Genomic DNA, 20,204 nt, shown 5'->3' on the forward strand with positions numbered 1-20,204 from the left:
AGCTCGATCCCAGGCGAACTACCGTGAGTGGAGCCACCAGATGACCGCGGTCACCGCGGCGCTGCCAGCCGTGCTCGCAGCACCCCGGACCACAGCGAAGCCCGCTGCCCTGAGCATCTGTCGAGGACCCCTACGGAAACGGCCTGCCATTGAATCTTCCCCTCTGAACTGGTGGCCGTGTGCACAGCACACGTCACGTCTCTGGCGTGTGGTCCATTAGGTCAGCCCGTCCCACGATGCGAGCCTCGGAGAATCGCAGGGTTCTAACTAGACTCACGCCATGGCATGGAAGGAGCCCAGCCAGGCCGAACGGCAACTTCGCGCGCATCTGGCGTCGCGTGGGCTGTCGGTGAGCTGGGCGAAGATCCGCCGGTGGCGGGAGTTTGGCGCCCTACCTTGGGAGAAGCGGCAGGGGCTTGGGCGCGGATCTGGGTCCGTCTCGGCGCTCGTACCAGACACCGTCGTGGTAGCCGAGGCGCTGGCCCTGGCCACCGCCAAGAAGAAGCCCTTGGAGGGTGCTGTGCTCCAGGTCTTCGCCGCGCACCCACGATTCGGTCAGATCCTTGCGGTTCCGCCGATACCGCTGCCCGAGCATGCGATTCGACGTGCTTTGGCCTGGTACATCACCCGGGGTGACTCCCAGCTCCCTGCCGTCATCGGGAGGGCCGTCGAGTCCGTAGATGGCAACACCGAGCAGGCCATGGACGCGGCATTGGAGTCGGCTCATCGCCACTTTCTCAAGCTGTACCGCCAGGCCAATCGCGGGACGCACCGAGACGGCTCGATCGGGCCGTATGCACCGCATAGCGTCGCTGACGCCGATGGTCTTGCAACCTTTGCCGTCGCTATCGTGCTCAGCTTCGAGGAGTTCGGCGCTGACGCGATCATGGAGGCCCTTGGCAAGTCGTTCCCAGAGTTCGTTGACGAGTACGGCGAGAAGGTCTGGACAGAGTTACAGAGGGTCGCCCTGGAGGCAGAGGTCAACGGCAAAAGTCCGTTCTCCCGCCGTCTCCACTGGCCCTCAGCTACGGATCGCGTCCGCACGATGGAACAGGTTGAGTTCTCGACGATCTGCACAGTCCGCAACGTTCTGACTGTTCTCGTGGAGGCCGCTCCGGCGCTGGACTTCGCCCGGCGAACCGGCTTGGAAGATCCGGCCGTACGGCATGTTGAAAAGGTCCGAGCGTCGAACCAACGTACGGACGAGTACTTGACTCGCGCCGCGGCCATCTGTCGCCTTCCCGCGGAACGGTCCTGGAAGGGCTTCACCGGCCTTCTCCTCGACGTGTGCGCTACACCCCGACTGAGCACGTTTCAGGAAGACACCACGTGTCTCGACCCCGCCTTCGACGACATCCTGGGCCTTAGCCAGCGCGTGCGCCAGCTACCGCGGAACGCTGCCGCCAATTCGATAGCGAGGTGCGAGGTACGCCCGACGTCCGGGCACGCCAGCACCCGTCCGAGCATGTCCCAAGAGTCTCCGATCCACAGTTTCAGTCCGCCCGAAGCGAGAACCTGACCGGTTGAGACAATACGACCGCCGCCGAGTCGAGGTCGGCAAGCCTCGTGGCGAGTGTGGCCATGGCCAGGCGTTCCGGGAGGGCCTCGTGGAACTTCAGTCCGCGCATGGCTTTCACGTCGACGTCGGGCAGGCACAGGCGTGAGGCAGCGTCCGCCGCTCCGGCCTTCCACATCTGCGGGGTGAGGTCGGTGCGTAGGCGCAGGTATTCGTCGGAGAAGCGCTGGCGTTCGTCGGTGAGGCCGGCGAGGGTGGCGGTGAGGGTGGCGTTGGCGCGGTAGCCGGCCCAGGTCCACCAGCGGATGTCGTCGCCGGCTCGGGTGATGACGGTGCCGCCGGGGTGGACGGTGTCGACGTTCTCCTCGCGGACGTGGGCGAGCTGCTGGGTGGCGCGGCGGGTGAGTTTGACCGGCGGGTCGGTTCCGAGCAGGACCTCGCGGGCGGACTGGTTGAGTGCGTAGGAGGTGCCGCTGTAGCCGGTGCCGAACCAGCGGGCGCGGCCGGCGAGGTCTGAGGGTTCGACGTAGCAGCGGTGTCTGGTCCAGTCGATCCAGGTGACTTTCCAGCTTCGCCCGCCGAGCAGGAGGACCCGGGGGCCGTCGATCTTCTCGGTGAGGAGCATGGGGTCGGTGCGGCCGATCTCCTGGCGGCCTGCGAGGACGGTGAATTCGGGTGGTGCGGTGAAGACGGCGGTGATGCCCATGAAGTGGCGGCGGCCGAACTTCTCCTCGGCGGCCGGGCCGATGAACAGCAGCTCGCCGTCCTGGTCGAGGAAGCCGTCGTTCACCAGGTGCCGCAGGATCGGTTCGGCGCTGCGGTCGAACGGGGGCAGGCTGTTCCAGCCCTGGTTCCAGAGTCCTTGGGCGATCTTGTGCTCTTGCAGGCTGAGGGCCAGGAGTTGCTGGGCGACGATGTGCCGGGGCTCGGGCGGGGCGGTGACCGGTTCGATGTAACCGCGGCCCCACAGGACTAGGAGTGCCGAGGCGCTCAGGAGTGCCTCGTGGCTGCGGGCGAGGAAGAGGCAGTTGCGGTTGGAGCCTGCGCGGCGTCCGGTGCGGCCGATGCGTTGGAGGAAGGAGGCGACGGTGCTGGGGGCGTCGATCTGGATGACGCGGTCCAAGTCGCCGACGTCGATGCCGAGTTCGAGGGTGCTGGTGGAGACGATGACGCAGTCGCGGGCCTCGGCGAAGGCGGCTTCGGCGCGGCGCCGTTCGTCGAGGGAGAGGGAGGCGTGGGAGAGGAAGGTGGTGACGCCTGCGGCGCGGAGTGCGGCGCCGAGTTCTTCGACGAGCTGCCGGGAGTCGCAGAAGACCAGCCGCTTCTCGCCTCGGTGGAGGGCGGCGATGACCTTGGCCGCGTTGGCGGTTGATCCAACGTAGTCGAGTTCGATGTCTCCCGGTGGTGTCACCGTCGTGGCGTCGGCGACGGCCCGTGGGGCGAGGTCGACGCCGGGGGCGACGACCTGGGCGGGTCGCAGGCCGCGGCCCGAGCCTTGCAGCCAGTGGAGGAGGTCGCCCGGGTTGCCGACCGTGGCGGACAGGCCGACGCGCTGGATGGGCCGTCCGGCCAGGTGCTGGAGACGTTCGAGCACGGCGAGCAGGTGCCAGCCGCGGTCGTCTCCGGCGAAGGCGTGGACCTCGTCGACGACGATGGTCCGCAGATCAGCGAAGAGGCGGTGCTGGTCGACCTTGGTGCTCACCAGCATGGCCTCGATCGACTCGGGCGTGGTGAGCAGGATGTCCGGCGGGTCGGTGAGAATGCGCCGGCGTGCTGTCTGAGGGATGTCGCCGTGCCAAAGTGCCGCACGCCGTCCGAGCCACCCGGCGTACGTTTCGAGTCGGGGCAGGAGGTTGTTCAGCAGGGCCTTGAGCGGGCACACGTACAGCACCGACAGGCCCGTCCATCGCTGCTGTTCCATGGCGGACAGCAGCGGGAACGACGCGGCTTCGGTCTTGCCACCGGCGGTGGGGGCGAGCAGGACCGCGTCCGAGCCGTCGAGCAACGGGACGATGGCCTCCTGCTGGAGGGGACGGAGTTCGCGCCAGCCGAGGGAGTTGACGATGTGGTGGACGAGAGCGGGCTGGAGCCGGGACAGCGCGGCCGTCCCGGCCCCTGAGCCGGAAGATGCGTCGGCATCGCTCATAGGTCGAGCTCGATGTCGCCCGCGGAAGCGGCGCTGCGTTCGGCTTCGCTCAGCTCGGCCGAGGAGAGGGTGAGGGCGTAGTGCCGGCGCGGGTCGAAGTCGTCGAACTCGTCGACCCGGTCGAGGACATCGGCGACGAGTTTGCGCAGGAAGACGCGCGGGGCGATGCCGACCTGGCCGCCGAGCCCGCCGGTGACGGCGGTGGCGAGTTCGGCGATGTAGGCGTTGTCGACGAGTTCGGCGACCCGGTCCGGGTTGCGGGCAGCTCCGGCGTAGAGGTCTCTGACGCTGCGGCCGAGTTCACCGAGCCGCTCCAGGTCGAAGCCGGCGAGGCGCAGCTGGACCGCGCGGGGTGAGTCGAAGCGCGGGTCGGTCGTGAAGTCGGTGGCCAGGCGCTGTGCCAGCGGGGGGAGCCGTTGCACGCCCTGCTGCCCGTCGTAGAACGCGGGCGTACCGGTGATCACCAGGAACAGGCCGGGGAAGCGGCCGGCGTCGATCTCGTCCAGTAGCTGTCGCAGGGCGTTGAGGCCCTTCTCCCGGACGTCGCCTCGTACGCGCTGGAGGGTCTCGATCTCGTCGAGGACGAGCAGCAGACCGGGGTGTCCGCAGTCGCGCAGGACGGTGAGCAGGCCCTGGAGGAAGCCGAGGGCGGCGAAGTGGTCGAGGTCTCCGCGAACGCCGGCGGTCCGGCGGGCGCCGGCCGCGACGGACTTCTGGCCTCCGAGCCAGGCGATGAGCGCCTCGGCTGTTGCGGCGTCGCCTGCGGCCTTGGCGTGGCGGTAGCCGCGCAGGGCCGCTGCGAAGGCGGGGGTGGTGCGGGCGACGTCGGCGAGGCGGGACTCCATGAGCGCGTCGACGGCCTTGCCGAGGGCTTCGGTGTCGTCCTCCGGTACGTCTCCGGCGTCGAGGACTTCCTCTTCGAGCGTGTAGAACCAGGAGTCGACGATGGCGCGCAGGGCGCTCGGGGCGTGGCTCGCGGTGGACAGGCGTTCGGTCAGGCGCCGGTAGACCGTCTCCAGCCGGTGCAGCGGGGTCTCGGTCTCGGAGATCTGGATCTCGGCTGTGGCCAGGCCCATGCGTTTGGCGCGCTCGGCGAGCCAGCGGGCGAAGAAGGTCTTACCGGAGCCGTAGTCGCCGCGGACGGCGTGGAAGGCTGCGCCGCCTCGGGTGACGACGGTCAGGTCGTCGTCGAGGGCGCGCTCGAAACGATCGAGGCCGACGGCGAAGAGATCAAGCCCGAACTGGGGCACCGTGCCGCGGCGCAGGGCATCGACCACGTCGCGGCGGCGGGCCGCGCTCACGGAAGCCGCGTGTCCCCCGGAGGGGGGCTGAACCGTGTTCATCAGCTGTCCACCTGGAACTGTTCACGGGCGAGCGGCACGTTGAGCCGAAGCCTGCTTCCGTTGTCGCTGAACTCCAGCACGGGGTAGCCCTCTACGTTCAGGAGTCGTTGCAGTGTGGCGGCGAAGCCGTCGGCGTTGCGCCCTGCCTTGCCCGCTGCCGCCGCCACCGCGGTCAGGGACAGGACGCCGTCCGCTACCACCAGGGCGTCGACGACGGCAGCCATGACCTCGGGCTCGGGCGGCTTGCGGACAAACCTCCGCTGGAAACGGAAGGTCTCGGACGCCACCAGCTTTGTCCCGAAGGAGGGGCCGTGTGCCGGGGTGCTCGTCTCGGCGGCTTCGCGCGTCTCCTCCGCAGGTTCCTGACCGTCCGTGGACTTGGCCGAGGTCGACGACGTGTTGGTCTGCTCGGCGGCACGTGCCGCATCGCGGGTGGGGTTGCCTGCGTTCCACCAGGACGGGGTGACGTCTTCTGGTGCGAGGAGGTGCCAGTCCTTGGGCGGGTCGGTGTCCACGGGCAGCAGCGTCAGGACCGGAACGGTCATCTCGGCGAGGGAGGCGCCGCCGTGGTAGCCCGCCTTGCGGGGCGTGTACCGGATGTCCTCGCGCCAGGGCGCGACGATACGGCCATCGCCTTCGAGCACGCGCGGTCCGGTGAGCAGGACTTCGCCGGATCCCGGTTCGCCGAGGCGCCAGCGCGCGGCACTGACGCTCCCGGCCGCGGCTGGGGCGTCGAGTCCTTCGCTTCGTTCGAGGACGTGGCCGTGGTCGGCGACGATGACGACGGGTCGGCTGTAGAGGCGGGCAGCGGCGAGGAGTTCGTCCAGGTAGGTCACGTCGGCGAGGCGCCACCGTGTGCGGTCGCCCTGGGCGGCGTGATCGAGTGAGTCGTCGACCGTGTTCAGCACGACTCCGACGACCGCCTCGCCGGCCAGCTCGCGCTGCAGCGTGTCGGAGAGCCGCTGGCCGGCCGCACCTCCTATGTCCGCCTTGTGGAACAAGGCGGCCGAACGGCGCTGCCGGGACCAGAACTCCTCGAAGCCGGGCTTCTCCACCGATTGGCCGCCCTGGGTGAGGCTGCCGGTGAGGAGCGAGGCCCGGCTGATGCGGGTGAGTGAGGGGATCGCGGCGACTGCGGCCGTGCGGCGGCCCCGGGCTGGGCCGGTCTCCAGCCAGCCGCGGCGGGCGAGTTCTTCGCCGAAGCCGACCGCGACTTCGCTGCTCATGCCGTCGACCAGCAGGATCAGCGGTGCCCGCCCCGACTTTCCGGCGAGCTTGACGGCGATGGTGTCGAGCACGTTCTCGACCAGGAGCGCCCCGCCCGGCGTTTGGCTGGTCGCGGTGCGTGTCCAGTCACGCAGGTACCGGGCGAAGATCTCGTCGATGACGGCACGCCGCCCACGAGCTGCGTGGTAGACGCTGTGGTAAGCGGCACTGACCGGTTCCTGGGCATCGGCGTCGCCGGCCCACAAAACGGTGAGGGCGGCATCCACCCAGCCCCAGTCGGCGAGGTGTTGCTCGACGGCGTCCGCTACGGAGGTGACGGTCGGCTGCGGGCCGGCCAGCCAACGGGCCAGGCGCACCGCGGCTTCGGCGGTGCGGACACGCGGGCGCTGCAGGCCCGCGAGGTGGTGGCGGCGCAGTTCCTCAAGGGCTGCCTCGGCCGCGGCGAGGTCGCGTGTGCGGGGGCCGGAGGGGTCGAGGACAGCCGCGAGTGCGTTGAGGCGAGTCTGGAACCCGGAGGGCAGGTACGCGTTGCCCGCGAGGGCTTCGGTCAGGCCGGCTTCCTGGGCCTGCCGGTCCGCCTGCTCGAGGACTTCCCGGGCCCGGTTGTGGGCCGCGTGCTGCTCCGGTCCTGCCTGCTCGGCCTGCAGCAGCCACCGGATCAGGGTTCCCTCGACCACGAGGGCGAAGGGACGCAGGTCGGCGGGCTTGGGCCGAATGGTGCCGAACAGCCCGCCGAGCGCGAGGCCGGTCTCGGCCGATGGAGCAGGACCGGCCACCACGGAGCCGACGACCCCGAGGGCCATGGCTTCCTGGCCTCGGCCGGCGGCGCACAGGTCCAGCAGCAATGACGCCGCGTTGCCGGCGACCTTGGTCAGCCAGTCCCGGATCCCCTGCTGCTCGTCCTTGGCCAGTGCCGCGTAGGCAGCGGGCCCGAAGGGGCTGCGGGACCAGGCCAGCAGCGTGTCGGCGTCCAGCGGGGTGTCGCGACGGCCATCTCCGCGGGTACCGGCCGCGTCGGGCGATGCTTGGCTGATCGACAGCCTCGCCTCGACGAGTGCACGCATCGCCGCATCCAGCGTGAGCACGGAGCCCAGCCGCGGCCAGCCACCGTGGGGCTCCGCTTCGAGGAGGGCGTTCACCAGCCAGGATTCCGCGCGGATGCGCGGGTCGAGACCGGTGGCGCCGAATCGCAGCCGGACGATCTCCGCCCGGTCGACACTGAGGACCTGGCGGCGCAGGGCGTGGCCCAGCACGTCCCAGCCGAGCTGCTCATCCTCGACCGTGGTGGTGACCACCAGCACCGAACCCGGGCCCATGGCATCTTCCTGGTGGCGATGCCAGGCGTCGGAGATACCGAGGACGGAGTGCTGCTCCACGACCTCGATCCGGCGCTTGTCCTCAGCCAGGGAGGCAGTGAACTCGGCAGCCGCGCCGGTCTCGTACCGGCCGTGGACCAGGACGAGCCGGCGGTCCGGCTCGTTGGGAAGCTCCAGACGCAGAAGTGCCTCGATGACCCGGCGGTTGACCAAGGGCGGCTGGGCCGACATCACTGCGCCGCCCCTTCGCTCACGCTACCGCCCGCTCCGGGCTCGTCCGCGGGCTTCCACCCGATCTCGATCTCGGTATCAGGGTTGGTGGCGGCGAACTCCCGGATCTCGCCCAGCAGATCCGCCAACGCTCGTTCGAACGCGGTCTCCCCGGCGCGGGCTGCCACCCTGCGCGTGGAGCGGCGCGGCACGGCTGCCTCAGGACCAGCCGCAGCGGTGGTTCCGGCGGGAGCGGCAGGCGTGCTCGGCTCGGTGGGGGTGGTGGGCAGGGGCGGCTGGCCGTGGAAGGTCAGGCTGACCTGGCCGGCCTCGGTCGGCGGCTCCTCCGGCGTGGGCGAAGACCCCGGCGGTGCGGCAGGGGGTGCCACCGGTGTGGCAACAGCGGCCAGCCGGGCCGCGTCCCTGATCAGCGCCAGGGACTGCGGCTGGATCTTGTCCAGGACGGGTGCGAGCTGGCGAGCGAACTCGTCCTCGTGAGCGGCACGTTCCACCTCAGCGATCAGTCGCTGCGCGCGGTCGCCGATCCCGTCTGTCCGTCCCGTGTACTCGCGCACGCTCTCCAGCAGATCCCACTGCGTACGGTCGAGCGCCTCGAGGACGGTCTTCGCCGAGCCGACAGCGGCACCCAGCTCCTGATCGGTGATGTCGTACGCGACTGCGGCGAGTTCCTTGACCAGCGGGGTGTCATCCTGGTGCCGCGTCAGCCGCTGAACAAGGTCCGCGGCATGCCGAGCCGCCAGCAGACGGGGCGCACGCGAATCGCCAAGGCCCAACGCGGTAGCGTGCTGCGGCTTTCCGAGGGAGCTGCGCACCCCTTCGACGGCCGGCTCCACTGCCTCGGCCTTCGCACGCACCGCTGCCGCAAGCTTCGCGACGTTGCGGGCGAACAGCACCGGCGGCACCCCGGAGACGCCGAACAGCGCCGCCGCACGGTCCCGCGCAGTGGCGAACTCAGCCTCGCTGGGCTTCTCCTGGGCCCGCAGAACGTGGCCGGCCCCGATTGACGGGAGGGCTGGTGCCGACGGTTCGGCCTTACCGTTGTAGACCCAGGAACGGTCGGCCAGCAGCGCGTAGGTGGCGATCAGCAGACTGCTGACCTGCTTGTCCAGCCCGGTCCACCCGAGCTTGGCGATCCACTGGCGGATGTCCTCCACCTTGTACTCGCCGGTGACCTGCTGCTGGGCGGCGTACTGGTCGATCCGCCGGCGCCACTCGGTGCTCAGGGTCAGCGGACCGTCGTGGACCTCCCCGAGCTCCAGCGGGTGCACGATCTTCTTGACGACGGCCATCTGCCCGCGGTCGAGTTCCACGCGCCCGGAGCCGTCCTCCATGGCCTTGGTGATCCAGCCGAGCACGGTCTTCAGCTCGGCCGGGGTGATCGCCTTGCGGTTGCCGGACGGGTCGAAGTTAGGGTGCTTCGGGTACAGCTCCTGGAAGACACCGTCGGCGATCCGAAGCATGTTGCCCTTGAAGCCGGCGGCGGCCTCCAGCCGGGGCCGGTGGCCAGGCAGCATCGACAGCAGGTGGCCGTCCTCCCCCACCGGTGCACCGGCGTTGGCCTCGTCCAGGCGGCTAATGCCGTACAGCTGGCCCAGCGTGACGGTGAGCTGGGAGCTGAGGTTGTCCCGCTGCGCCTGGAGCTGGTGGCGCATGCGGATGCGGTCCTCGGCGGAGTAGTTGACCGCGAGGTCGTCGAGGCGCTCCCGCTCCAGCACATAGTTGATCTTCAGGAGCCGCCCGAGCTGGCCGGCACGCTGACGCGAGAGGTGCGCCGGCAGCCACACCACGGTGGGCTGGTGGTGCCGTTCGTCCCGCAGCAGCTGACGGACCCGCGCGGCGTCGTTGCTCGGGTACTGGCCGGCGATGTCGAACGGGTAGTCGATGACGAAGCGCACCCGCCCGTCCACCGAGGGGATGAAGTGGTCGTCCGGGATCTCCTGGGCGTCACGGACGTTGCCGAAGACGAACTCGGCAGTGCGCTTGGTGCCGCGCCACACGATCTCGTGCTCGCAGACGAAGCCCTCTGTGTCCTTGATGTCCAGCGCGTTCCAGAGGGTCTCCTTGATCCAGACGCGCCGTGCGCTCACCCGGTCGACCTCGCCGACGGCGTCCAGCAGCGGCTCGACGTCGAGGTCGGACAGGTGCAGGGCGAACACCGGGTCGTTGCCGCCGTCCGAGCGCAGCTCCCCTCCGAACTCGCCCTGCAGCTCCTCCAGGCGTGCCAAGGCCACCTTGTCGTCGGTGATCGTCCGGGTGCGCTTGACGGAACCGTGGTTGAGGTCCGCGAGACGGCGCGCGGTCAACCGGGCCAGAGCCGGGACCTCGGGGGTCAGGTAGGCCAGCAGGAGTGTCTTGACGAGCCGGTCGGTGGCCCGGAAGTCGGCGCTCCCCTCGCCCTGGTAGCGCTCCACCATCCAGGGGCGGACCTTCTCGTAGAACCGGTTGGCCTGCCCACCCTCCTTGCGGAGCTTCTCGGTGAACGCATCTCCCATGCCTCCGGAGAGGACGTCCCACAGGTCACCCAGCGGGATGATCTGGCCGACCTTCATGTCCTCGCGGCGCCGCCACAGCAGGTCCTGGAGCAGCTTCAGACCGGTTCGCTCCCGCTGGAGCGCGCCTGACAGCGCGACCAGGACGTTCAGCAGGGCCGGCGTCAGCGGGTACACGTCGCGGAAGTCCGACCAGTCCGCCTGGGTGGCGCCCTGGGAGTCGAGCAGCGCGTCCTTGACCCGTGCGTTCGCCTGCTCGAAGTCGGCGAACGCCGAATCCAGGGCGTCCCGTGCCTCCGGGGAGCGGGGCTTGAGCACGCGCTCCTTGATGATCGCCGGGAGGTTCCGGTCCTCCAGGTTGATCACGTCGAAGCGCTGGGCGAGGTAACCGACCTGGGACTCCAGGTTCTTCACCTCGGCGCCGGTGACGTCCTCACCGACGAGCTGGGAGAGGTTCCTCTGCCGCGAGACGAAGGAGACGATCGGCACCGGCCGGTCCGCCACCCCCGACTCGATGATCTTGACGAGTTTGCCGACCTCGGTCTTCACGAAGTCCTGGTCGCTCATCCTGGCCTGGAGCCAGAGGACCAGCTCGTCCAGGAACAGCACGATGCCGTCGTAGCCGAGCGACTTGGCGTGCCGGCTGATGACGGACAGGCCGTCCTCGAGCGGGATGAAGGCGTTCGCGTCACCGCTGGCGCCGCGAGCGTAGGATTTCATCGGTCCGCTGAGCAGCGCGGAGACGAGCGCCTCGCGCAGCGGGTCGCCGGGCGGAGCCGCGAACGCGCGGTCCAGGTCTGCGCTGGTCCAGCCGGTGGAGGGGGCCGCGGCTTCCTCCAGCGGGACCAGGTCGTCCTCGTCCGCGGCATTGGGGTGGCCCGTGCCGCCGCTGACAGCGCGGTCCCCGAGCTTGCGGATGAACAGGTCGTCGCCCTCGATGCTGCGGTTGTAGCGGGCGTCGTCCAGCATCGCGTCGGCCCGGTATACCGGCGGCGTCGGCGCGTTCGGGTCTATGCGGCGGATCGTACGGACGTAGCCGCCGAGCAGCGCGGAGTCCAGGTCGGCGGCGCCGACGAGGTGGTACGGCACCATGAGGAATCGGCGGTCGCGAAGCCAGTCGTCGTGCTCGGCGATGACCTCCTGCAGACGCGGCTTGGAACGGGCGGCCGGCTCGTTGTTGAGCACTGCGTGGAGCACAGCCATGAAGTGGCTCTTACCCGAGCCGAACGAGCCGTGCAGGTACGCGGCGTTGGACGAACCGTCGCGAACCGAGCTGCGGACGAGGGTGAGCGCCTTGCCGAAGGCTTCCTTCAGCTGATCGGTGACGACGTACTCGTCGACCAACCGCTGGGTCTCCTCGAACCCGCCGGACAGCTCGACCTTGAACTTGCCGGCGAGGACCGCGTCGGGGATGTCCAGGACGTCCCGGAGGAAGAGGTCAGTGCTGGACATCGCGGGTCGCGATCCCTTCGTCGTGGAGATTCATGTCGCTGCGATCGTGCAATGACTGCACGTTACTTGGCCGCGGCCCTGCCGCGCTTGGGCGCAGACGGACGCCAGGAAAGCAGCGCATCCGTCGTGATGCCGTGCTCGCGCTGCTGGGCCTCCAGCCACGCCTGGCAGTCGGTCGCAGGATTGCCATCCCACTCGGCATCGAACTCGCCGTACCACTGCTTCAACCAGGGCAGCAGCTCCAACATCCCCGCGAGGAGCGGAATCAGCTGCTCACCCTGCCAGTTGTCCCGCTCCACCCGGTCGGCCACCAGGTTGATGATGGCTTGAGCCTGATCGCGGTGATCCCAACCGGCCCAGCCGAGAACCAACTTGGGGTCAGCCTCCGGCCCGGCATCCGGGTAAGCGATGAACCGCTCCTTCGGCACATCGAGCTTGCCCCGGTTTGACCAATACGACTGCTTCCGGAAGTCCGCGCCGGAATACTTCGGCGGCACGGCGATGTCAAGCCGCTCACCGGTCCGGTCCTCCTCGCGTTGCTGCTCCCACGCCTTCTCCCACTGCTCATGCTTTCGCAGGCCGGAGTCCTTGTATCGCAGAGCTGCAAGGTAGGGAACGTGCTCATCAGCAAGGATGTCGCGCAAGACGTCAGCCAGCCGGAGATCCGGCTTGCCGAGGTGGTCTGCAGCGTAGAGCTCGGCAACGGCCTGGACGTCGGCGTCGTTGGTGAAGAGGTCCGCGAGCTGCGCCGGCGTAAGGGTGCGGGGCTGGCGCATGCCGTCACGGGTGTGGAACCACAGGTCCTCGCGTTCGCAACGGTCAAGGAGCCAGAGCTGGAGAGCCTCGGCTTCCTTCTTCTCCCAGGTGGGTGACGACCAGCGGCGCTTAAACTCCGGCCGCTCGATCAACGCGATGTCACGCCGCTTCTCGATGATATCGATTCGGCGCTGCACCATCTCTCGATACCACTGGGGCCAGTGAGTCGGCACCTCAGTAACCGGGGTGGAACGGTGCCGTTTGAACCAGGCGGTCGCTGCGCCAGCCGCCATCCTACGAGCAAGCACAATCTCAAAAGCACGTTCGCCCAGCGAAACTTCGGGTAGCTCGGATCGATCTGCGGCTGTAAGAGCAGCCAGCTCTGTCTCGGTGAACAGACCATAGGCTCCGTAGACCAGCCAGTCCAACTCTTCCTGCAGATAAATCATCCGCTTACGCGCGGACGCGTGGGCCTCCCGGGCAAGATCCAGCTTCTCTCGGGTCAGCACGTCTGACGCGGCAGTAATGGTTGTTGGCTCGTAACCCAAGAGATCCTTGGCAATTTCATCAAGCGCACGACCGTGATGAACCGGGAGGGTATTCGGAACCGGGAAGCTCAGCAGCCTTGTCGCAGTGAACTCATAATCCTTCATCCACGCTTCAGGACTCCACCTATTGCCACCCCCACTCGTATTGTCCGCGCCGCTCTTTGCCTGACTTACCTGCTTCAGCCAGAAGCACGCAGCAGATGAGTTAAGTACACCAAGCAGCGCTTGGTGCGTCTCCTCTGAAGCTCCTTCCGGGAGCTTAATAACGGGCGCAGTACGGTTAAATACCTTTCCGCCCCGATCCAACACAAAGTGGTTATGGGTTGATACGAACGCAAAAGCAATCGACAGTGGGGTTCGCAGCTTGCTCGCGGTCAGTCGGCCATACTCCGACCACTTCAATCCCCCCTCAATCTTTGTCTGGCGACCAAAGAGAAGGCTGTTTGAAATTGTAGTTCGGCCTGCCCACAGGCGCCGACCGAGAGACGAGCTAGGCTCAACGTCGACCGGCTCAAAATCCGCAGAGTATGGGAACAGTGCGGTATGAAAAGGGCCTTCAACCCACTCCCGGAGCAGGTCGCCGGTAACCATCGGACGCAGCCATTCACCCCCAATGCCAGCACGCACAGCACTGCCATGTGGTGAAAGGTAAAGGTCATCCTCCAACGTGAAGCACGTGATGCCAATTGAATCAGCAACATCACCGAGCTTATTCGCGCCACCAGATTGGATGGCCTCGAATACCGCGCCTGCGCCTCCTCCACTCAACGACCATGGATGCGCTGCATACGCGTCGCGGTCCATGTCTGCAGCACTGACGTACTCCGACTCACTTCCCGGCTTCCTCACCTGGTCGGTGATCGCATGCCAGACCAAACCCTCTGCAGCCACCTCCGGCTGCCCAGGCTCACCCTTTACCCCAAGAACTGCACGCACCGGGTCCGACCAGCCGCGTTCGGTGTTACGGCCGACAAGAATCACCGTTGGTGTGCCGTGGCCAGGGATGAAAGCACCCGAGGTGTCAATGACGTGCGTCAGCTTCACCGTCCGGAAGAAGTCCTCGATGAGCTTCTTTCCGAACTCCCGCTTCATGAAGGAGTTTGCCGTGATCTGCCCGGTAAAGCCCTGCTGCTCGCGCGTCGCCAACTCGAAGATCCGCTGCGCGAACGGGACCGACAGCGCGTACTTCCCCGAGCAAGCCGAGTATGCTTGCCGGTAGTTGTCGTTCTCCTGCTTGTCCTTGACCGTGATGTACGGCGGATTCCCGACCACCACGTGATACGAGTGCCGCCCCAGCAGGTCGCAGCTTCGGACGAACTCGTTCACGTCCTCCGTCGAGTACGCGAACGCCCCCTCCGGCTCCTCCTCGCCCCCATCTTCGACCACCCCCATGGCAGAGAACAGGTCGTCCTCCGACTTGCCCTTCTGCTTGCGCCTGCCGACGCCTCGCCCGTGCAGCAGCGAGTCGCCGACCGCGATGTTGATCGGGAACTTCGGCGCTTGCTCCAGCCGCTCAACCCCGGCCTCCTTCAGCGCCGCAACCAGCAGCCGGAAGCGGGCAATGCTCACCGCGAACGGGTTCTTGTCGCACCCGTGCACCGCCGACAGCGCAGCACGAACGTTCGCCCAGTCGTCGACGCTCGGCCCAGCGTCTTCCCGGTACTTCACGAGCAGCCGGTGGAAGATGCCCAGCAGGAAGTGCCCGCTGCCGCATGCCGGGTCGATCGTCCGCAGTCCCCGCCGCTCGACGACGCGCGACTCGCTCTCGCGGATGGTCAGCTCGGGCCAGAGCCCGAACTCCTCCACCGCCGGCTCCAGCGTGAGGTCGAGGATGAACTCCTCCACGAACTCGGGCGTCTGCAGCAGCGCGTACGTCTTCCGCGCATGCTCACTGAGGTTCTGGTACAGGTCGCCGAGGAACCTGGTGTCCCAGTCCTCGCTCTCGAAGAGGTGGACTGCTTCCCCGTCCTCGCTGCGGCGCCGCCAGAACGCCAGCAGGGTCCGCGCCGCCTCATAGCTCGGTGTGAGCCCCCACAGCGGGTTGTGGTTGCGGTCGAAGAGCCCGCCTGCCGTCTCGTTTGCGGCTGCGAGGTGATCGAATGCGGCGACGAGCCAGTCGCGGTCGTTCTGCTCGGGGTTCTCCCGGAAGTACGCCTCGTGGCGCTCCTCGGCGATTGCCAGCCGTTCGCCGGGGCCAGCGATCCAGGGCCATTCGATCAGCCCGTTGTCCTCACAGAAGCGGACGAAGACCGTGCCGAGCACCCAGGCGACGGCAGACTGGGTGATCCGCTCCTCGCGCCAGCTCTCGTACGTCGCGGCCGTGCGCTCTGCCGCCCACGCACGCTGGTACTCGTCTTCCAGCGTCGCCGCGAACTCGGGTACGTCCTGGCTGCGCTCTCGCAGGTCGTCCTCCAGAGCCGCCGCCTGCTTGCGCAGGTCCTTCAGCAGCTCGTTCTGGTCCACTCCCCGACCCGCCACAGCGCCCGTCCCTTGTCCGTCCATCCGTCGGTCCAGGCGGACCGTGCGGTTCCCCATTTTGCCAGTTCGGCGCATCCGAATAATCGGCTGTTCCGAAGACCGAGCCAGCCGCAGAGGCGCATACCCTCAGGCGGCGGCACTCCGCGCTCGGAGCTCGTCTAGGAAGTCCTTGATCAGCACGGCCCGCTCTGCCTCGCCGAGCACCTCGACGATCATTCCGTCCAGTTGCGGGGTCTCGTGCGGCGCCTCCTGCGGGCAGAGCAGCCACAGCCCGTGCGGGGCGTCGGCCTCCCGGCGGGCCGCGTTCTGCAGGGTGACCAGCAGTTCCCGCCCGCCGGCGTCCTGGTATCGGGCAACCAGACCCGCATCGTGGAGGAAGAGCACGTCCGTCGACCCAGCTGTCTCGACTCGCTCACGCAGGTGCTCACCCACTCGGGACCATGCGCCCTTGACGTACGACGCAAGCCCTCGCGGCAGTTCGCCGGACTCGGTGAACTTGGTGTCGATGGTCAGGACGCGTTCCCACTCGGTGCCGTACTGGGTCGCGAGGGCACGGAACTCCCGAAGGAACAGCCCGCCCAGCGAGACCGGCTCCACGCCATATGCCTGAGCAATGAGGTCTGCTGCTCCGGGAAGGTGCTTGCCTCGAAGAGTCAGGGCGAGGAAGCCGCCGCGGCGCAGGGCGTCCTCCAGCTTGGCCCCGAGGAGTACCTTCGGGTCTCGTCCGGCCGCCGCCGATGCTGCGGCCACGCCTGCCGCGCTCGGGAACAGTGTGGTCGCGGTCGCCGAGGCGGTCATCGAGCGAACGCCCTCCGGAACCGGGGCGCGGAAACGCTTGGTCTCCCGGTCGTATTCGAGGACGAATCCGGCATGCTGAAGCGCCTGCTTCATCGCTTCGGCCAGAGCCTCTTCCAGCTCGACCGCAGTCGGCTCACCCAGATCCAGATCAGGAAAGCGCAGCCGCACCTTGGCGAGGAGTTCCTCCGCAGTCGCGCCCCGGTCGCGCCGGACGCCAGCGGCGGCCTGCGAGATTCGGATTGCCTGCGCGAGGCCAAGGCCCCTCGGGTAGAGCTCCAGGCGCGGGGAGTACAGGGCGTCCTGAGCGGCGGCCGACGCAAGCGCCACCATGCGACCGTCCGATGGCGGAGTCATGCCCGATGGCACCGGCACGGATCGCAGGTCGCGGATCACGACGGCGCGGTCCGGCAGTGGTTCGGTCTGCGCGAGCCGGTCCGCCTGCTGTCCGAGCGACCGAGCATAGTCGGCAAGCTCAGGCGCGCTGGGATCATTGGTCCCCGCCAGGGACTCGCACGCGATGAAGACCCGGCCACTGCGCCTAAGCACGGCAAGCCGCGGCTGTCCGTCATCGTCCTTGTCTCGCGGCCAGGCTTCCGCCTCGACAGCCGCGCGGACCACGGCGAGCGCGAGCGCCTCCGCACGCTGCGGGTCCTCTTCCCGCACGCCCTTGCGGATCCGCAGGTCGGTCGCCGCTTCCTGCGCGGTGACAACGCGCCCTGCCCCGGTGACGAAGGCGACGATCTCCTCCCGCAGCGTCGCCAGCACAGGATCTGCCGCCCAGGACTGGATCGCAGCCACATGGCTCCGCGAGACTGTCGCCTGCGAGACGTCCAACGCCTTGGCGATATCCGTCTGCGAGCACCAGACCGGCAGTGTGGAGAGCGCCCCGTCGACGCCGGGCAGGCCGAGCGTGAGCCGGATGATGTCGCGCTTGCGCGAGCCCTTGCTGGCCGGGCCAGGGTCGAGGTGAGCGGCGAGCTCGTCGATGCCGGCACGGGCTGCAATGTCCGCCGGCAGCTCTGCCAGGTCCACCTGCGGGGCCACGGCCGCGGTCCCTGAGCCTCCTGCCGGCTTCGGGGCGGGCGCTGCGGCCTTTCGGAGCTTCGCCGTCCACTGCTTGTGCCGACGGTTGAGTTCCTTGCGGATCACCGCACCGGCGCCCCGGGCCCGGGCGATCTGATGCAGCGGTACGTTGAGGAGTTCGCCGACGGTGGTCGCATCGAACGAGTTGGCCACCGACTGCGCGCGCGGCGAGAGGCCGGCGTCCTTGAGCAGGGTGTCCGTTTCGGCCTGCGCGGCGACTCGGTCACGGGCGGCTTCCAGATCCTCCGTCTCGTCGTCCTCGTCGTCCGGAGCCACCGCATCGGCCTTGGAGAACACGGCCTGCCAGGCTTCGTGCATCTGCCGCAGGGTGTCGAAGCGGCGGTCGGCGTCCCGGTGGAGTGCCCGCCGGAAGAACGCCTTCAGCCCTTCCTTCAGCGCGGGCTCGAAGACGTCCTCCGCGATCACCGGGTACTCGTCGTCGGTGGTGCGGGGATCGGTCATCTCGTCGCCCCAGCGGGGGCGCTCGCCGGACGCCATCTCGTGAAGGGTGACGGCTGCGGCGTAGTACTCGGCGTGGCTGTCGAAGACCGGCCGGCGCGGTGTGTCGAGGAACGGGTCGAGGTAGCCGCGCGTGCCGGCCTTCACGTCCCGTTCCGGTGCCTCCGCAAGGGAGAAGTCGAAGAGCACCAGCTGCCAGGATCGGTCGGCCCGCTGGAGCACACCGAAGTTGTCCGGCTTGAGGTCGCGGTGCCACACTCCCTTGCCGGCCAGCTGGTCGAGGGCGGTGAAGAGGTCGCTGCTGAAGCGCTCCAGCTCGTGGTAGGTCAGGCGCCCGTCCCCACGCAGTCGGGCACCGAGTGAGCGCTCGCCGGCGTACTCGAGGTCCAGCACCGTCCGGTTGTGGATCTTTCGCGGACCGTCGAGCAGCCGCACAACGGCGCCACCGCCGACCTTGGCCAGCACGTCGGCCTCGGATTCCAGGCGGTCGTCGCGGGTCTCGTCCAGGGCGACCTTGAGCACGCGCCGATCGACCCGGATCGCGCCCCCGAGATCTTCCGCCTCACGCCGCACGAGCAGGGCCCTGGCGGTGGCGCCGGTGCCGAGGACCTTCTCGACGGTCCACTCGGGATCGACGCTCTGCCCTGCCATCGCCGCGAGCGGGTCGACGCCGACCGGTGCCGACGCTTCCGTGGCGGCTGCGTGCTCGATTCGGTCGAGGTCGTCCAGGAACCGGTCCACCGAGTCGAGCCGTTCGGCCACGTCTGCCCGGGTTGCCTGGAACACCAGACCGTCGAGCTCTTCCGACACGGCGTCCGACACGGCGGACGGACGCAGTCCGCCGTCGTTCGTCAACCGCTCGATCATGGCGCTGCGCCGCTCGGCCGGCGGCTCGCCGGCCAGGATCAGGTGTGCGAGGGCACCGAGGCCGAAAATGTCCAGGTCGACCGGGTCGGCGAACTCCATCTCGAACTCCGGCGCCAGGTAGACCTGTGCGGCGTTCTCGACGTGGTCGCCGCCGGCGCTGGGGGTGCCGAGGGAGGTGTGCGAGGTGCTGTCGAAGTCGCGGGCGGCGACCTGCCAGTCGATGATGCGCACGACCGGGTTGGACCCGTCTGACTTGCTGGAGACGTACACCGATCGGGCCGCAAGCGCGCGGTGATAGAGCGAGCGCTGGTGGGCGTAGCGCAGCGCGTCGGCGATCTGGCGTACCAGCTCCAGCCGGGTCTCGTGGGTCAACGAAGCGCCGTAGGTGGCCAGGTAGGCGTCCAGGCGCAGGTCGGCGGCGCGGTGGTTGAAGAGGATCGCCGGGCCACCCTGGTGGTCGCGGAACTCCCGGGCCTGGGCGATGCCGCGGTGGCTGATGCCCTGGAGGACCTGGTACTCGCGCCGGGCTGCTCGTTCGACCGAGTTTCGGGTTTCCGCGGTTGCCTGGAGGCTCACCAGGTAGACGCGGACGCGGCCTTCCTCGCGGATGGGCTGCTCTCGAATTGCAAGGCGGTCCTCCCAGGTGGGGCCACCATCTAGGGGACGCCCTGCGAGGTTCCAGCCGTCGCCGAAGTTCAGGTGGGCGGTGGATGCCTTGACGCCGATCCTCTTCATGAGATCGGGCAGGGCCCGCGCCAGCTCCAATCGCTCGCGCCGGGCGGCCTCGGAGTCTCGCTGCGGCGGCAGGCCGAGGAAGTCCTGCCAGATGCGGGGCAGGCCGCTGGCGCCGTCGTCACGGCCGTAGACGTTGGTCTGCTGGCCGGCGTCGAGTTCGGATCGCAGGCTCGGGGCGGACAGGAACACCGCCGGGGAGATGAACGGGATGCGCACGCCGGTGTGGAACTTCCCGGCGGCCCAGGAGAGCTTGCTCCGCAGTTCCTTGGACTTGAGGTCGGTCAGGTGTAGCGGGTTGTCGATCGTGCGGAGTCGGTCGGGGCCGTGGAAGTTCCAGGTGCTCCCGTTGTTGACGAGTCGCCCAGGGTGCGCTTTGAGCTCCACGAGGAAGAGGCCGCGCGGCACGAGGATGAACAGGTCGCACTCGTTGACGCGCCCCGAGGAGGCCGTGAACGAGAAGGTTGCCCAAGACCGGAAGGGCTCCGCCTGCGGCATCAACGCCTTGACGTGGTCGAGCGCTTCCTGCTCGTGTGGAAACGGGGAGGGCCGTTCCTGAAACCAGCGCTGCACGCGCGGCGGTGCAGGCATCGGCCGACGCGCCCCCGAGTTGCCGTCCTTGCCCACTGCCGACACCCCTGCACCCTCCCTGTTCCTTACCTTCGGCCGCAGACGAACTACGGCCTTCCTCCACGGCCTTGACCCTATCGGTCGGGGCCGACAGGTGAAGGCGTGTAGTCCTTCCCGTGATCAACCAATCCCT

At 68.5% G+C, this 20,204-nt stretch carries 7 protein-coding genes; 1 reads left to right on the top strand and 6 read right to left on the bottom strand.

The genetic code is table 11. From position 1 onward, the window contains the following. Positions 1-280: 280 nt before the first annotated feature. Complete coding sequence (locus AB0R04_RS23130) at positions 281-1,519, top strand: hypothetical protein (protein ID WP_363374121.1); 1,239 nt, start codon at positions 281-283, stop codon at positions 1,517-1,519. Here AB0R04_RS23130 and AB0R04_RS23135 read toward each other — a convergent pair. The 6 genes from AB0R04_RS23135 to pglW form a co-directional block, all read right to left on the bottom strand. After that, on the bottom strand, positions 1,494-3,662 hold the full coding sequence (locus tag AB0R04_RS23135) for a DEAD/DEAH box helicase (RefSeq protein WP_363374124.1): 2,169 nt from the start codon (positions 3,660-3,662) through the stop codon (positions 1,494-1,496). The genes AB0R04_RS23130 and AB0R04_RS23135 overlap by 26 nt on opposite strands. Then, entirely contained in the window at positions 3,659-5,005 is a 1,347-nt protein-coding gene (gene brxD / locus AB0R04_RS23140) for a BREX system ATP-binding protein BrxD (RefSeq protein ID WP_363374126.1), read from the bottom strand. The genes AB0R04_RS23135 and brxD overlap by 4 nt, the downstream gene beginning before the upstream one ends. Then, positions 5,005-7,779, bottom strand: coding sequence for a BREX-2 system phosphatase PglZ (gene pglZ, locus AB0R04_RS23145; protein ID WP_363374129.1), 2,775 nt, complete (start codon positions 7,777-7,779; stop codon positions 5,005-5,007). The genes brxD and pglZ overlap by 1 nt, the downstream gene beginning before the upstream one ends. Continuing rightward, complete coding sequence (locus AB0R04_RS23150) at positions 7,779-11,720, bottom strand: DUF6079 family protein (RefSeq protein WP_363374131.1); 3,942 nt, start codon at positions 11,718-11,720, stop codon at positions 7,779-7,781. Before AB0R04_RS23150 ends, pglZ begins: the two co-directional genes overlap by 1 nt. A 62-nt stretch (positions 11,721-11,782) precedes the next feature. After that, a complete protein-coding gene (pglX, locus tag AB0R04_RS23155) occupies positions 11,783-15,487 on the bottom strand; it encodes a BREX-2 system adenine-specific DNA-methyltransferase PglX (RefSeq protein WP_363374134.1) in 3,705 nt (1,234 codons plus the stop codon). Between the two features lie 141 nt (positions 15,488-15,628). Continuing rightward, positions 15,629-20,068, bottom strand: coding sequence for a BREX system serine/threonine kinase PglW (pglW, locus tag AB0R04_RS23160; RefSeq protein WP_363374136.1), 4,440 nt, complete (start codon positions 20,066-20,068; stop codon positions 15,629-15,631). Positions 20,069-20,204: the final 136 nt, after the last annotated feature.

It is taken from the genome of Kitasatospora sp. NPDC056731, assembly GCF_040687675.1.
Classification (GTDB): Bacteria; Actinomycetota; Actinomycetes; order Streptomycetales; family Streptomycetaceae; genus Kitasatospora.